The sequence below is a fragment of the Streptomyces echinatus genome (assembly GCF_014203595.1).
GTDB classification, from domain to species: domain Bacteria; phylum Actinomycetota; class Actinomycetes; order Streptomycetales; family Streptomycetaceae; genus Streptomyces; species Streptomyces echinatus.
This window is the reverse complement of sequence record NZ_JACHJK010000006.1, coordinates 367,978-381,913: the sequence shown is the minus strand read 5'-3', so window position 1 is coordinate 381,913 and position 13,936 is coordinate 367,978. Positions and strand designations below refer to the sequence as shown.

Here is a 13,936-nt window from a genome sequence, read left to right as displayed (position 1 = left end):
TCAGGGGCGGGGCTACAGGAGGGCATGCGGCTGCCGCCGCGCGGGCGCGGCCGGCCGCGAGACGGTGGTCAGCCGGACGACCGAGCCCGGAGAACGGCGATCTGCCGGGCCACCCGCGGTCCGAGCACGGAGAGGACGAGCAGCACACCGGTGACGACGATCTGCGACTGCGCGGAGACGTCCCGCAGGCTCATGACGTTCTGCAGCGCCCCGAGCAGGAACACCCCGGCGATCGCACCGCCCAGCGTGCCCCTGCCCCCGTCGAAGTCGATCCCGCCCAGCAGCACGGCGGCCACGACCGAGAGTTCGAGCCCGGTGGCGTTGTCGTAGCGGGCGCTGGCGTAGTGCAGGGCCCAGAAGATCCCCGTCAGGGCCGACATGAGCCCGGTGGCGACGAACAGCAGCAGCTTGGTCCGCTTCACCCGGATCCCGGCGAACCGCGCCGCCTCCTCCCCCGCCCCGACCGCGAACAGCGACCGCCCGAACGGTGTGGCGTGCAGCACGACCACGGCGATCACCAGCAGCACCAGGAAGGGCGGGAAGGCCCGCGGCAGGAAGGAGTCACCTAGGCGGCCCGCTGCGAAGTCCAGGTACTGCGACGGGAAGTCGGTCACCGCGTCGGCACCGAGCACGATCTGCGCGACCCCCCGGTAGGCGGCGAGCGTGCCGATCGTCACCGCGAGCGACGGAAGCCCGAGCCGGGTCACCAGCAGGCCGTTGACCAGCCCGCACACCACCCCCAGCAGCAGGCACAGCGGGATGATCGTCTCGATGGCCATGCCCTCGTTCCACAGCCTGCCCATCACCGCCCCGGACAGCCCGGCGGTCGACGCCACCGACAGGTCGATCTCCCCGGCGACGACGAGGAGCGTCATCGGCAGGGCGATCAGCGCGATCGGGAGCGTGTTGCCGATGAGGAACGACAGGTTGAGGGCATTGCCGAAGCCGTCGACGAGGCCGGACGACAGCAGGAGCAGGACGAGCAGCAGCGCGCCGACGACCGTGTCCCAGCGGATCGCGCGGGTGAGCGACTCAGGCACCGGGCTTCTCCTTCGCCATGGCGGTCCTCCTGGGGGCCGGCTTCTTCTTCAGGGCGGCGGCCACCCGCAGCGCCACGATCCGGTCGGCGGCGATGGCGAGCAGCAGCAGGACGCCGTTGATGGCGAGCACCCACACGGAGCTGACGCCCAGCGCGGGCAGCACGCTGTTGACCGAGGTGAGCAGCAGGGCGCCGAGGGCGGCGCCGTACACGCTGCCGGAGCCGCCGGTGAAGGCGACGCCGCCGACCACGACGGCGCTGACGACGGTGAGTTCGTAGCCGGTGCCGGTGCCGGAGTCGACGTTGCCGAACCGGGCCAGGTACATCGCCCCCGCCAGACCGGCGAGGGCGCCGCAGACGGTGTACGCGGTCAGGATCCGCCTGCGGACCGGAATCCCGGCCAGCCGGGCCGCCTCCGGGCTGGAGCCGAGGGCGTACAGCTCCCGCCCGCCGCCGAAGTGCTTGAGGCAGTACCCGGTCGCGACGAGCACGGCCAGGGCGACCAGCGCCGGCCAGGGCATCGCGGAGATGCCGCCGGAGCCGAAGTCGACGAAGCCGTCGGGGAGGTCGGCCGCGGTGATCTGGCGGGAGCCGACCCAGAGGGAGTCGACACCCCGGACGATGTACAGGGTCCCGAGGGTGACGACGAGGGCGGGGACCTGGCCCAGGCTGACGAGCAGACCGTTGAGCAGCCCGGCGCCGGTGCCGAGCAGGACGGCGAGGAGAACCGCGACGGCCGCGCTCCCGCCGCCGTGCAGCCAGGTGCCCGCGGCGAAGGCGCTGATCCCGAGCGTGGAGCCGACGGACAGGTCGACGTTGCGGGTGAGGACGACCAGCGACTGACCGGTGGCGACCAGCACCAGGATGGTCGCGTTGAGGAGCAGGTCCTTGACGCCCTGCTCGGACAGGAACTCGCTGTTGCCCGCCTGGGTGACGGCGATCATCACCAGGAAGACGGCCAGGACGGCGAGTTCGCGCATCCTGAGGACGCGCTCGACGAGCCGGGTGCCGCTCGACCGGGGTACTTCGGTGACGGGGGTGTCGTCCCTGGTGGTCACCGTCATGCGGCGGCCCTCCCGGTGGCGGCGGCCAGCACGCTCTCCTCGGTGGCGTCGGCGCGCGGGATCTCGGCGCTGATCCGGCCCTCGTGCATGACGAGGACCCGGTCGGCCATGCCGAGGATCTCCGGCAGGTCGGACGAGATCATCAGGACGGCCACTCCGCCGGCGGCCAACTCGGCGAGCAGCCGGTGCACTTCGGCCTTGGTGCCGACGTCGATGCCGCGGGTCGGCTCGTCGACGATGAGCACCTTGGGGCCGGTGGCGAGCCACTTGGCGAGGACGACCTTCTGCTGGTTGCCGCCGGACAGGGTGGAGACGGCGTCCGCGATCCGGGCGTACTTCACCTGGAGCCGCACCGCCCAGTCCAGGGACCGGCTGCGTTCGGCGCCCCGGTTCATCAGCCCCGCGCGGGCGGTCGTCCGCAGGCCGGTCAGGCCGATGTTGCGTTCGACGGACAGGTCCATCACCAGCCCCTGGGCCCGGCGGTCCTCCGGCACGAGGGCCACCCCCGCCGCCATCGCGGCGGACGGCGCGCCCCTGGGGAGCCGGCGCCCGGCGACCTCGACCTCGCCCGCGTCCCAGCGGTCGACGCCGAAGACGGCCCGGGCGACCTCGGTACGGCCGGCGCCCACCAGTCCGGCGAGGCCGACGATCTCGCCGCACCGCACCTCGAAGGAGACGTCGGTGAAGACGCCCTCACGGGTCAGCCGGCGCACGCCCAGTGCGACCTCACCGGCCCGGGCCCGCCGTTCGGGATACAGCTCGGCCAGTTCGCGGCCGACCATGCGGCGGACCAGGTCGTCCTCGGTCATCCCGGCGAGGGCCTCGCAGGCGATCCGGGCGCCGTCCCGCAGCGTGGTGACCTTCTGGCAGATCCGGAAGATCTCCTCCAGCCGGTGGGAGACGAACAGCACGGCGGCGCCCTGCGCGCGCAGGGCGTGCACGACGCCGAAGAGCCGGGCGACCTCGCTGCCGGTGAGGGCCGCGGTCGGCTCGTCCATGATCAGGACCCGGGCGTCGAAGGACAGCGCCTTGGCGATCTCCACGATCTGCTGGTCGGCGATGGACAGTCCGCGGGCGGGCCGGTCGGGGTCGAGGCCGACGCCGAGCCGCTCCATCAGCGCGGCCGTCGCCGCCCGGGTGGCCTTGTGGTCGATCCGGCCGAGGGCCCGCCTGGGCTGCCGGCCCATGAAGATGTTCTCGGCGATCGACAGGTCGGGAAAGAGCGTGGGTTCCTGGTAGATGACGGCGACGCCGGCGTCACGGGCGTCCCCGGGACCGTGGAAGACGACGGGCTCGCCGTCGAGCAGCACCTGTCCGGCGTCCGGGCGGTGCACTCCGGCGAGGGTCTTGATCAGCGTCGACTTGCCCGCGCCGTTCTCACCGGCGAGTGCGTGCACCTCGCCGGGCAGCAGCTCCAGGGAGACGTCCCTGAGGGCGCGTACGGCCCCGAAGGACTTGGAGACGCCCTTCAGCGCCAGCACCGGGGCCGGTCCCGTGTCAGGCGGGTGGGTCATGGGGGCTCCTCGACGGCACCGGTGGCGGGCCAGGAGGCCGCGCGATGCCGTGAAAGGTTTCAACTGGATGGCCTGGGACGCTAGGGACCGCACCCATGTCACGTCAATGGGTCCGTATCGAAAAGTTCCGACAGCCGTGGGCCGCGCATCCGATGCCAAGGGGCCGGGTCGGCCGCAGTGCTTGACACCCCCGGGGGTGACCCCTAGCTTGCGGTTCTGAATCGTTTCATGCGCTCAGTCGTTCCGCCCACCTCACAGGAGCCCTGAAGTGACCGACCTCGCCGCGGTGAAGGCCGCGCTCAAGACCCAGGCCGTCGAGACACCGTCATGGGCGTACGGGAACTCGGGCACCCGCTTCAAGGTGTTCGCGCAGGCCGGGGTGCCGCGCTCGCCATGGGAGAAGCTCCAGGACGCGGCGCGGGTGCACGCCTTCACCGGGGTGGCGCCGACGGTGGCCCTGCACATCCCCTGGGACACCGTGGAGGACTACGCGGCGCTCGCCAAGTACGCCGAGGAGCGGGGGCTGCGGCTGGGCACGGTCAACTCCAACACCTTCCAGGACGACGACTACAGACTGGGCAGCATCTGTCATCCGGACGCGGCGGTCCGGCGCAAGGCCGTCGGTCATCTGCTGCGCTGCGTCGACATCATGGACGCGACCGGGTCCCGCGACCTGAAGCTGTGGTTCGCGGACGGTACGAACTATCCCGGGCAGGACGACGTCCGGGCACGGCAGGACCGGCTGGCCGAGGGACTGGCCGAGGTGTACGCCCGGCTCGGGCACGGGCAGCGGATGCTGCTGGAGTACAAGCTCTTCGAGCCGGCGTTCTACACGACGGACGTGCCGGACTGGGGGACGGCGTACGCCCACTGTCTGAAACTCGGCGAGAAGGCACGGGTGGTGGTGGACACCGGCCATCACGCACCGGGAACCAACATCGAGTTCATCGTCGCCACGCTGCTGCGGGAGGGCAGACTGGGCGGATTCGACTTCAACTCGCGGTTCTACGCCGACGACGACCTGATGGCGGGGGCGGCCGATCCCTTCCAGCTGTTCCGGATCATGTACGAGGTGGCGCGGGGCGGGGGACTCACCTCCGGGGTCGCCTTCATGCTCGACCAGTGTCACAACATCGAGCCGAAGATCCCGGCGATCATCCGGTCGGTGATGAACGTCCAGGAGGCGACGGCCAAGGCACTGCTGGTCGACCGGGCCGCGCTGGCCGGGGCCCAGGCCGCCGGGGACGTGCTGGGCGCCAACGCCGTGCTGATGGACGCGTACGACACCGATGTGCGCCCGTTGCTGCGTGCGGTGCGCGAGGAGCTGGGGCTGGATCCCGATCCCCTCGCGGCGTACCGGCGTTCGGGATGGGCCGAGCGCATCGTCGCCGAGCGGGTCGGCGGAGAGCAGGCCGGCTGGGGGGCGTGAGCGGCCGCCGGGTGCCGCCGGCCGCGCGGAGCGGCCCGTGCGCGGCCGCTCGCACCCCCGCGGCGCCAGGCGCGGCCGACGCCACCCCGCACCCCTCTGCGTCCCTCCCCGATCCGAAAGGAACCGGTACCCATGGCACCCCCTCCCGAAGTCGCCGCCCTCCTCGCCCGCTGCCACCGCCTCGGCGCCGACCCCCGCAACACCAACTACGCCGGCGGGAACGCGTCCGCCAAGGGCACCGCCCTCGACCCCGTCACCGGCGGTGACGTGGAGCTGATGTGGGTCAAGGGGTCCGGGGGCGACCTCGGCACGCTGACCGGGGACGGGCTCGCCGTGCTGCGGCTGGACCGGTTGCGGGCGCTGGTCGGCGTCCACCCCGGTGCCGAGCGCGAGGACGAGATGGCCGGCGCCTTCGACTACTGCCTGCACGGCCGGGGCGGGGCCGCGCCCTCCATCGACACCGCCATGCACGGGCTGGTGGACGCCCCCCACGTGGATCATCTGCACCCGGACTCCGGTATCGCGCTCGCCTGCGCGGCCGACGGGGAGAAGCTCACCGCCGAGTGCTTCGGGGACCGCGTGGTGTGGGTGCCGTGGCGGCGGCCCGGGTTCCAGCTGGGGCTGGACATCGCCGCGGCCAAGGAGGCCAACCCGGAGGCCGTCGGGTGCGTCCTGGGCGGGCACGGGATCACCGCCTGGGGCGGCTCGTCCGAGGAGTGCGAGCGCAACTCGCTGCACATCATCCGGACCGCCGAGGAGTTCCTCGCCCGGCGGGGCAGGGCGGAGCCCTTCGGGCCCGTGACCGAGGGCTACGAGCCGCTGCCCGGGCCCGACCGCCGGGAGCGGGCCGCCGCTCTCGCGCCGTACGTCCGCGCGCTCGCCTCCCGGGACCGGCCGCAGGTGGGGCACTTCACCGACTCCGATGTCGTCCTCGACTTCCTGGCCCGCGCCGAGCACCCCCGGCTGGCCGCCCTCGGCACCTCCTGTCCCGACCACTTCCTGCGCACGAAGGTACGGCCGCTCGTCCTCGACCTGCCGCCGACCGCGCCCCTCGACGAGGCCGTCGCCCGGCTGCGGGAACTGCACACCGCCTACCGCGAGGAGTACGCCGCCTACTACCGCCGGCACGCCCTGCCCGGTTCCCCCGCCATGCGCGGCGCCGACCCCGCCGTCGTGCTCGTCCCGGGTGTCGGCATGTTCTCCTTCGGCAGGGACAAGCAGACCGCCCGCGTCGCCGGGGAGTTCTACGTCAACGCCGTCAACGTCATGCGCGGCGCCGAGGCCGTGTCGGCCTACGCGCCGATCGGCGAGGCCGAGAAGTTCCGCATCGAGTACTGGGCGCTGGAGGAGGCCAAGCTCCGGCGCATGCCGGCGCCCAGGCCGCTCGCCACCCGGGTCGCGCTCGTCACGGGGGCCGGCAGCGGGATCGGGAAGGCCATCGCGCACCGGCTGGTGGCGGAAGGGGCGTGCGTCGTCGTCGCCGACCTGGACGCGGAGAGCGCCACGCGGGTCGCTGAGGAGCTGGGCGGGCCGGACCGGGCCGTCGCCGTCACCGTCGACGTCACCGACGAGGAGCGGATCGCCGCCGCGTTCCGGGCGGCCGTGCTCGCGTTCGGCGGGGTGGACCTCGTCGTCAACAACGCCGGGATCTCCGTCTCCAAGCCGCTGCTGGAGACGACCGCCGCGGACTGGGACCTCCAGCACGGCATCATGGCCCGGGGCTCGTTCCTGGTGTCGCGAGAAGCGGCCCGCGTGATGACCGCACAGGGACTGGGCGGCGACATCGTGTACATCGCGTCGAAGAACGCCGTCTTCGCCGGGCCGAACAACATCGCCTACTCCGCCGCCAAGGCCGACCAGGCCCATCAGGTGCGGCTGCTGGCCGCCGAGCTGGGTGAGCACGGGATCCGGGTCAACGGCGTCAACCCGGACGGGGTGGTGCGCGGCTCCGGGATCTTCGCCGGCGGCTGGGGTGCGCGGCGGGCCGCGGTGTACGGGGTGCCGGAGGAGAAGCTGGGCGAGTTCTACGCACAGCGCACCCTGCTCAAGCGCGAGGTGCTGCCCGAGCACGTGGCCAACGCGGTGTTCGCGCTCACCGGCGGGGACCTCACGCACACCACCGGGCTGCACATCCCGGTCGACGCGGGCGTGGCGGCCGCGTTCCTGCGATGAGCACGGGCGTGAGGACGTACGCGGCCGTCGATCTGGGCGCGTCCAGCGGGCGGGTCATGGTGGGCCGGGTGGGCCCGGACTCGGTGGAGCTCCGCGAGGCGCACCGGTTCCCGAACCGTCCGGTGCGGGTGCCGGAGGGGCTGCGCTGGGACGTGCTGGCGCTGTACGGCGGCGTCCTGGACGGGCTGCGGGCGGCGGGCCCGGTCGACTCCGTGGGCGTGGACGGCTGGGCGGTCGACTACGGCCTGCTGGACGCCGACGGGGCCCTGCTCGGCAACCCGGTGCACTATCGCGACGCCCGCACCGAGGGGGTCGCGGAGAAGGTGTGGGCGAGCGTGCCGGCGGCGGAGCTGTACGCGGCGACGGGCGTCCAGTACGCGCCGTTCAACACCCTCTACCAGCTCACGGCCGCCCGCTCGACCGCCCAGTTCGCGCGTGCGGCACGGGTGTTGCTCATCCCGGACCTGCTGACGTACTGGCTCACCGGCGAGCTGGGCACCGAGCTGACCAACGCCTCCACCACCCAGCTCGTCGACCCCCGGACCCGGACCTGGTCGCGGGAGGTCGCCGAGCGGCTGGGCATCGACCTCGGCCTGTTCGCGCCGCTGCGGCGGCCGGGCGATCCGGCCGGGACGCTGCGGCCCGAGGTGCTGGCGGAGACGGGGCTCGCCGGCCCGGTGCCGGTGACGGCGGTCGGCTCGCACGACACCGCGTCGGCGGTGGCCGCCGTCCCGGCGACCGGTGAGCGCTTCGCCTACGTCTGCACCGGCACCTGGTCCCTGGTCGGCCTGGAACTGTCCGCTCCGGTGCTCACCGAGGAGAGCCGGGCCGCGAACTTCACCAACGAGCTGGGGCTCGACGGCACCGTCCGCTATCTGCGCAACATCATGGGGCTGTGGCTGCTCCAGGAGTGCGTACGGGCCTGGGGCGGGCCGGACCTCGGGCCGCTGCTCGCGGAGGCGGCCGGCGTGCCGGCGCTGCGTTCGGTGGTGGACGCCGGGGACGAGGCGTTCCTGGCGCCGGGGCGGATGCCGGAGCGGATCGCCGAGGCGTGCCGGGCGTCGGGGCAGCCGGTGCCGGCGACGCGGGCCGAGGTGACCCGGTGCGTCCTGGACTCGCTCGCCCTCGCCCACCGGCGTGCCGTGCTGGACGCGCGGTGGCTGGCCGACCGTCCGGTGGACGTGGTCCACCTGGTCGGCGGCGGCACCCGCAACACGCTGCTGTGCCAGCTGACGGCCGACGCCTGCGGTCTGCCGGTGGTGGCCGGGCCGGCCGAGGCGGCGGCCCTCGGCAACGTCCTGGTGCAGGCCCGCGCGCACGGACTCGGCGGCGACCTGCCCGCCCTGCGCCGACTGCTCAGCCGTACCCGGCCGCTCACCCGGTACACGCCCCGCGGCGACGCCGGCCGGTGGCGGGAGGCCGAGGCGCGGATCGCCGTGCGGTGAGCCGTGCTCCGCCCCGGCCGGGACGCCGGCCACTACCCTGCACTCGTCCGACGACCGACGCCGAGGAGCCGCGATGCGTGTCGCCCTGTTCCTGACCTGTGTCAACGACACGCTGTATCCGGACACCGGCCGGGCCGTGGTGAAGCTGCTGACCAGACTGGGTGTCGAGGTCGACTTCCCGGCGGGCCAGAGCTGCTGCGGACAGGCGCACTACAACACCGGCTACCGGCACGGGGCCGAGCCGCTGGCCCGGCATTTCTCCGATGTCTTCGGCGGGTACGAGGCGATCGTGACCCCGTCCGCGTCGTGCGGGGCGATGGTGCGGGAGCTGTACCCCCGGATGGGCGAGCGGGCACGCGCCGAGGGGCGGGGGGAGGCCCTCGCCCGGACGCTGGCACCGGTGGCGCCGAAGACCTACGAGCTGACGGAGTTCCTGGTGGACGTGCTCGGGGTGACGGACGTCGGCGCCCACTACCCGCACCGGGTCACCTACCACCCCACCTGCCACGGGCTGCGGAGTCTGGGGCTCGGTGACCGGCCGCGCCGGCTGCTGCGGGCCGTCGAGGGGCTGGAGCTGGCCGAGTTGCCGGGTGCGGAGGAGTGCTGCGGCTTCGGCGGCACGTTCGCGCTGAAGAACGCGGACGTGTCGGCGGCGATGGGCGTGGACAAGGTGCGCAACGCGGAGTCGACGGGCGCCGAGGTGCTGTGCGCGGCCGACAACTCGTGTCTGATGCACCTCGGCGGGACGATGAGCCGGCTGCGGTCGGGCGTGCGGCCGGTGCACATCGCGGAGATCCTGGCGAGCACGAAGGAGGACCCTGCGGCATGAGCGGAACGTTCGTCGGCATGCCCGCGTTCCCCGCCTTTCCGCGGGCCGCGCACGACGCCGTCCACAACCCCGTCCTGCGCGCCAATCTGCGGCACGCCACCCACACCATCCGGGCCAGACGGGCCGGGGCGGTGGCCGAGTTGTCCGACTGGGCGGAGCTGCGCGAGGCGGGCAGGCGGATCAAGGACCACACCCTGCGCCACCTCGACCGGTATCTCCTGCAGCTGGAGGAGTCGGTCACCGCGGCCGGCGGGACGGTCCACTGGGCGGTGGACGCCGACGACGCGAACCGGATCGTCACCGAACTGGTCAGGGCCACCGGCGAGTCGGAGGTCGTGAAGGTCAAGTCGATGGCCACCCAGGAGATCGGCCTCAACGAGGCGCTCGCCCGGGAGGGCATCCGCGCCTACGAAACGGATCTCGCCGAGCTGATCGTCCAGTTGGGCGAGGACCGCCCCTCGCACATCCTGGTCCCGGCCATCCATCGCAACCGGGGCGAGATCCGGGACATCTTCCGCAGCGAGATGGGCAAATGGGGCCGCCCGGCCCCGGCGGGCCTGACGGACACGCCCGCCGAACTCGCCGAGGCGGCCCGGCTGCACCTGCGGGAGAAGTTCCTGCGGGCCAGGGTCGGCGTCTCGGGCGCGAACTTCATGGTCGCCGAGACCGGCACCCTGATCGTCGTGGAGTCCGAGGGCAACGGACGGATGTGCCTGACCCTCCCGGAGACACTGATCTCGGTCGTCGGCATCGAGAAGGTGGTGCCCACCTGGCGGGACCTGGAGGTCTTCCTGCAGACCCTCCCCCGCTCCTCCACCGCCGAGCGGATGAACCCGTACACCAGCATGTGGACCGGCACCACGGACGGGGACGGACCGCGCACCTTCCATCTGGTGCTGCTGGACAACGGCCGCACGGACACGCTCGCCGACGAGGTCGGCCGCCAGGCGCTGCGCTGCATCCGCTGCTCGGCCTGTCTGAACGTGTGCCCGGTGTACGAGCGGGCGGGCGGGCACGCGTACGGCTCGGTCTACCCGGGCCCGATCGGCGCCGTCCTCAGCCCCCAGCTGCGGGGCACGGGGAGCGAGATCGACGCCTCCCTGCCCTTTGCGTCGAGCCTGTGCGGGGCCTGCTACGAGGTGTGCCCGGTCGCCATCGACATCCCCGAGGTGCTCGTCCATCTGCGGGAGCGAGTGGTCGAGGGCGGTCCGGCGGTAAGGCAGGGCAACAAGGTGGTGCTCCGGCCGGCGAAGGGGCACGCGGCAGAGCGGGCGGCGATGCGAGCGGCACGCTGGGCGTTCACCCACCCCGGCGCCCTGCGGGCGGGCCGGCGGCTGGCCTCCCGGACGCGCCGGCTGCACCCGCGCACCCTGCCGGGCCCCGGCCGGGCGTGGAGCGGGACCCGGGACCTGCCGGCCGTGCCGCCGGAGTCCTTCCGGGACTGGTGGCAGCGCACCGACGGCGGAAAGGACGGCGCCAAGTGAGCGGCAGGGAGCGGATCCTGGGCCGGGTGCGGCGGGCGCTGGCCGATGTCACGCCTGCCGAGGGGCCGTACGAGCGTGCCGTGGCGCGTGACTACGCGCGCGAACACGGGGAGCGCACGGCCGAGGAGACGGTGCGGCTGCTCGCGGAGAACCTGGCGGACTACCGGGCCATCGTGCACCGCTGCGACGCGGAGGAGCTGCCGCTGCTGGTGATGCGGCTGCTGGCCGCGCGCGGCTCCGGGGAGGTGCTGGTGCCGCCGGGGCTGCCGCCCGAGTGGCTGGCCGCGGCGGACCCGGTGCGGATCCACGACCGGGCGGAGAGCACGCCGCACCGGCTGGACCGGGTGGGCAGCGTGGTGACCGGGTGTGCCGTGGCCGTCGCGGAGACCGGCACGATCGTCCTGGACGGCTCTCCCGACCAGGGGCGGCGCCGGATCTCGCTGATCCCCGACCACCACATCTGCGTGGTCAGGGTGCCCGCACAGGTGGTCTCCTCCGTCCCGCAGGCCCTCGAACGCCTCGATCCGGCCCGCCCGTTGACCTGGATCTCGGGCCCGTCGGCCACCAGCGACATCGAACTGGACCGGGTGGAGGGCGTGCACGGTCCGCGCACGCTGGAGGTGATCCTGCTCGGCCGACCGCCCAGCCCGTAGTACGAATCTCTTCGTAGTTTGACAGTCATCGTACTTTCCCGCAGAGTGGTCCGTGATCACCTTAGGGACAGGGGGAGTTGACATGGCGAAGACGGTGCGGTTCCACGAGACCGGCGGGCCCGAGGTGCTGCGGCTGGAGGATCTGGAGCCGGGCGAGCCGGGTCCCGGCGAGGTGCGCCTGCGCATCGAGGCGATCGGCGTGAACCGGGCCGACGGACTGTTCCGCGGCGGCCGGTACATCGACCCGGTCAAGCGGTTCCCGTCCCGGCTCGGCAACGAGGCGGCGGGCGTGGTGGAGGCCGTCGGCCCCGGGGTGACCACCGTCGCCCCCGGCCAGCCGGTCAGCGTCGTCCCGAGCTTCTCGCACAACGACTACGGCGTGTACGCCGAACGCGCGCTCGTGCCCGCGTCCGCGCTGCTCCCCCGGTCCCCCGAGGTGGACCCGGTCACCGGCGCCGCGGTCTGGATGCCGTACCTGACGGCGTACGGCGCGATGGTGGAGGTCGACGGCGTCCGGGCCGGTGACGTGGTCGTCGTGAACGCGGCGTCCAGCAGCCTCGGTCTCGCCGCGATCCAGACGGCGAACCGGCTCGGCGCCACGCCCGTCGCCGTCACCCGGACCCCCGCCAAGCGGCAGCGCCTGCTGGACGACGGCGCCGCCGACGTGATCGTCTCCGACGAGGAGGACGTGGCCGGCCGGGTGCTGGAGCTGACCGCCGGCCGGGGCGCCGAGCTGGTCCTCGACGCCGTCGCGGGACCGGGCGTGCTGGAGCTGGGCAGGGCCGTGGCCGCGGGCGGGACGCTGCTGCTGTGGGGGATGCAGAGCGGTGAGCCCACCCCGTTCCCCGGGTTCGACCTGGGGATGCCCGCGCTGAACATGCGCACGTACACCGTGACCCGCGAGGTCCTGGCGATCCCCGAACGGATGCGCCGCGCCGTCGCCTTCGTCGACTCCGGGCTGCGCACCGGCTCCCTGCGCCCGGTGGTCGACCGCACCTTCCCGCTGGAGGACGTGGTGGAGGCCCACCGGTACATGGAGGCGGGCGCGCAGTACGGCAAGATCGTGCTGACGGCCGGGCGCTGACCGCCCGGCGTCCGCCGGTCGGGGCACGGCGGGATGAGGCCCGGGGCCCCCTGCCGTAGCGTGGGGGAATGATCCGGTTCGAGCAGGTCAGCAAGCGGTATCCGGACGGTACGACGGCCGTGGACGACCTTTCCTTCGAGGTGTCCGAGGGGGAACTGGTCACCCTCGTCGGGCCGTCCGGATGCGGCAAGACGACCACCATGATGATGGTGAACCGGCTCATCGAGCCGACCGCCGGCCGGATCTTCGTCGGCGACGAGGACATCGCGACCCTGGACCCGGTGCGGCTGCGCCGCCGCATCGGCTACGTCATCCAGCAGGTGGGCCTCTTCCCCCACCGCACCGTCCTGGACAACACCGCGACCGTGCCCGCGCTGCTCGGCTGGAAGCGGGGGAAGGCGCGGGCCCGGGCGGCCGAACTGCTGGATCTGGTGGGCCTGGACCCGGGGACGTACGGGCCCCGCTACCCGGAGCAGCTCTCGGGCGGGCAGCGGCAGCGGGTCGGCGTCGCCCGGGCGCTGGCCGCGGACCCGCCGGTGCTGCTGATGGACGAGCCGTTCGGCGCGGTCGACCCGGTGGTGCGCGAGCAGTTGCAGGACGAGTTCCTGCGCATGCAGGCGGCGGTGCGCAAGACCGTGCTGCTGGTCACGCACGACATCGAGGAGGCCGTCCGGCTCGGCGACCGCATCGCCGTGTACGGGCAGGGCCGCATCGAGCAGTTCGACACGCCCGGCGCGGTGCTCGGCGCGCCCGCCACCCCGTACGTCGCCGGTTTCGTGGGCGCCGACCGGGGGCTGAAGCGGCTGTCGGTGACCGAGATCGAGCCGGACGATCTGGAGCAGCCGCCCGTGGCCCGCGCGGACGAGCCCGCCGCACGGGCCGTGGAGCGGCTGCGGGCCGAGGGCGCGCGGTGGACGGTGGTCCTGGACCCGGACGGTGCGCTGCGCGGCTGGGCCGGCGTCGACGAGCTGGCGGCGGGCGGCACGGTCGGGGACCTCGTGCACCGGATGACCTCCTGGGTGCCGGTGGGCGCGCCGCTGAAGCAGGCCTTCGGGGTGATGCTCCAGCACGACGCCGGGTGGGTCGCCGTACTGGACGGCGCGCGGTTCCTCGGTGTGCTCACCCCGGCGAAGCTGCACGAGGCGCTGCGCCGCTCGGTGGACGCGGACGCGCGGGGCGTGACGCGGGGGCAGGCCGGCTTCGACTCGGTGTCCGACGCCTGA

11 protein-coding genes are annotated in these 13,936 nt (G+C 73.5%); 8 read left to right on the top strand and 3 right to left on the bottom strand.

Translation table 11 applies throughout. The annotated features are described in order from the left end of the window. Positions 1-68: 68 nt before the first annotated feature. Genes FHS34_RS19300 through FHS34_RS19290 form a run of 3 tightly spaced genes read right to left on the bottom strand, consistent with a single transcriptional unit; the run spans position 69 to position 3,617 of the window. Positions 69-1,040, bottom strand: a complete 972-nt coding sequence (locus FHS34_RS19300) for an ABC transporter permease (protein WP_184966964.1) — start codon at positions 1,038-1,040, stop codon at positions 69-71. After that, positions 1,033-2,103, bottom strand: a complete 1,071-nt coding sequence (locus FHS34_RS19295; RefSeq protein ID WP_184966962.1) for an ABC transporter permease — start codon at positions 2,101-2,103, stop codon at positions 1,033-1,035. Before FHS34_RS19295 ends, FHS34_RS19300 begins: the two co-directional genes overlap by 8 nt. Next, on the bottom strand, positions 2,100-3,617 hold the full coding sequence (locus tag FHS34_RS19290) for a sugar ABC transporter ATP-binding protein (RefSeq protein ID WP_184966960.1): 1,518 nt from the start codon (positions 3,615-3,617) through the stop codon (positions 2,100-2,102). The genes FHS34_RS19295 and FHS34_RS19290 overlap by 4 nt, the downstream gene beginning before the upstream one ends. Before the next feature lie 268 nt (positions 3,618-3,885). Between FHS34_RS19290 and rhaI the strand changes: the two genes are divergently transcribed. The 8 genes from rhaI to FHS34_RS19250 all read left to right on the top strand — a co-directional run bounded on the left by rhaI (position 3,886) and on the right by FHS34_RS19250 (position 13,936). Beyond that, complete coding sequence (rhaI, locus tag FHS34_RS19285; RefSeq protein WP_184966958.1) at positions 3,886-5,046, top strand: L-rhamnose isomerase; 1,161 nt, start codon at positions 3,886-3,888, stop codon at positions 5,044-5,046. Between the two features lie 132 nt (positions 5,047-5,178). Further along, complete coding sequence (locus tag FHS34_RS19280; RefSeq protein ID WP_184966956.1) at positions 5,179-7,218, top strand: bifunctional aldolase/short-chain dehydrogenase; 2,040 nt, start codon at positions 5,179-5,181, stop codon at positions 7,216-7,218. Beyond that, positions 7,215-8,663: a rhamnulokinase gene (locus FHS34_RS19275; RefSeq protein ID WP_184966954.1), complete on the top strand. Its 1,449-nt coding sequence runs from the start codon at positions 7,215-7,217 to the stop codon at positions 8,661-8,663. The genes FHS34_RS19280 and FHS34_RS19275 overlap by 4 nt, the downstream gene beginning before the upstream one ends. 73 nt (positions 8,664-8,736) lie before the next feature. Then, positions 8,737-9,492, top strand: coding sequence for a (Fe-S)-binding protein (locus tag FHS34_RS19270; RefSeq protein WP_184966952.1), 756 nt, complete (start codon positions 8,737-8,739; stop codon positions 9,490-9,492). Next, on the top strand, positions 9,489-10,976 hold the full coding sequence (locus FHS34_RS19265; protein ID WP_184966950.1) for a lactate utilization protein B: 1,488 nt from the start codon (positions 9,489-9,491) through the stop codon (positions 10,974-10,976). The genes FHS34_RS19270 and FHS34_RS19265 overlap by 4 nt, the downstream gene beginning before the upstream one ends. Continuing rightward, positions 10,973-11,629, top strand: coding sequence for a LutC/YkgG family protein (locus FHS34_RS19260; RefSeq protein ID WP_184966948.1), 657 nt, complete (start codon positions 10,973-10,975; stop codon positions 11,627-11,629). Before FHS34_RS19265 ends, FHS34_RS19260 begins: the two co-directional genes overlap by 4 nt. 82 nt (positions 11,630-11,711) lie before the next feature. After that, positions 11,712-12,713: a zinc-dependent alcohol dehydrogenase family protein gene (locus tag FHS34_RS19255; protein WP_184966946.1), complete on the top strand. Its 1,002-nt coding sequence runs from the start codon at positions 11,712-11,714 to the stop codon at positions 12,711-12,713. A 68-nt stretch (positions 12,714-12,781) separates the two neighbouring features. Continuing rightward, positions 12,782-13,936 carry a betaine/proline/choline family ABC transporter ATP-binding protein gene (locus FHS34_RS19250; protein WP_184966944.1) on the top strand — a complete coding sequence of 385 codons (1,155 nt, stop codon included), beginning with the start codon at positions 12,782-12,784 and terminating at the stop codon, positions 13,934-13,936.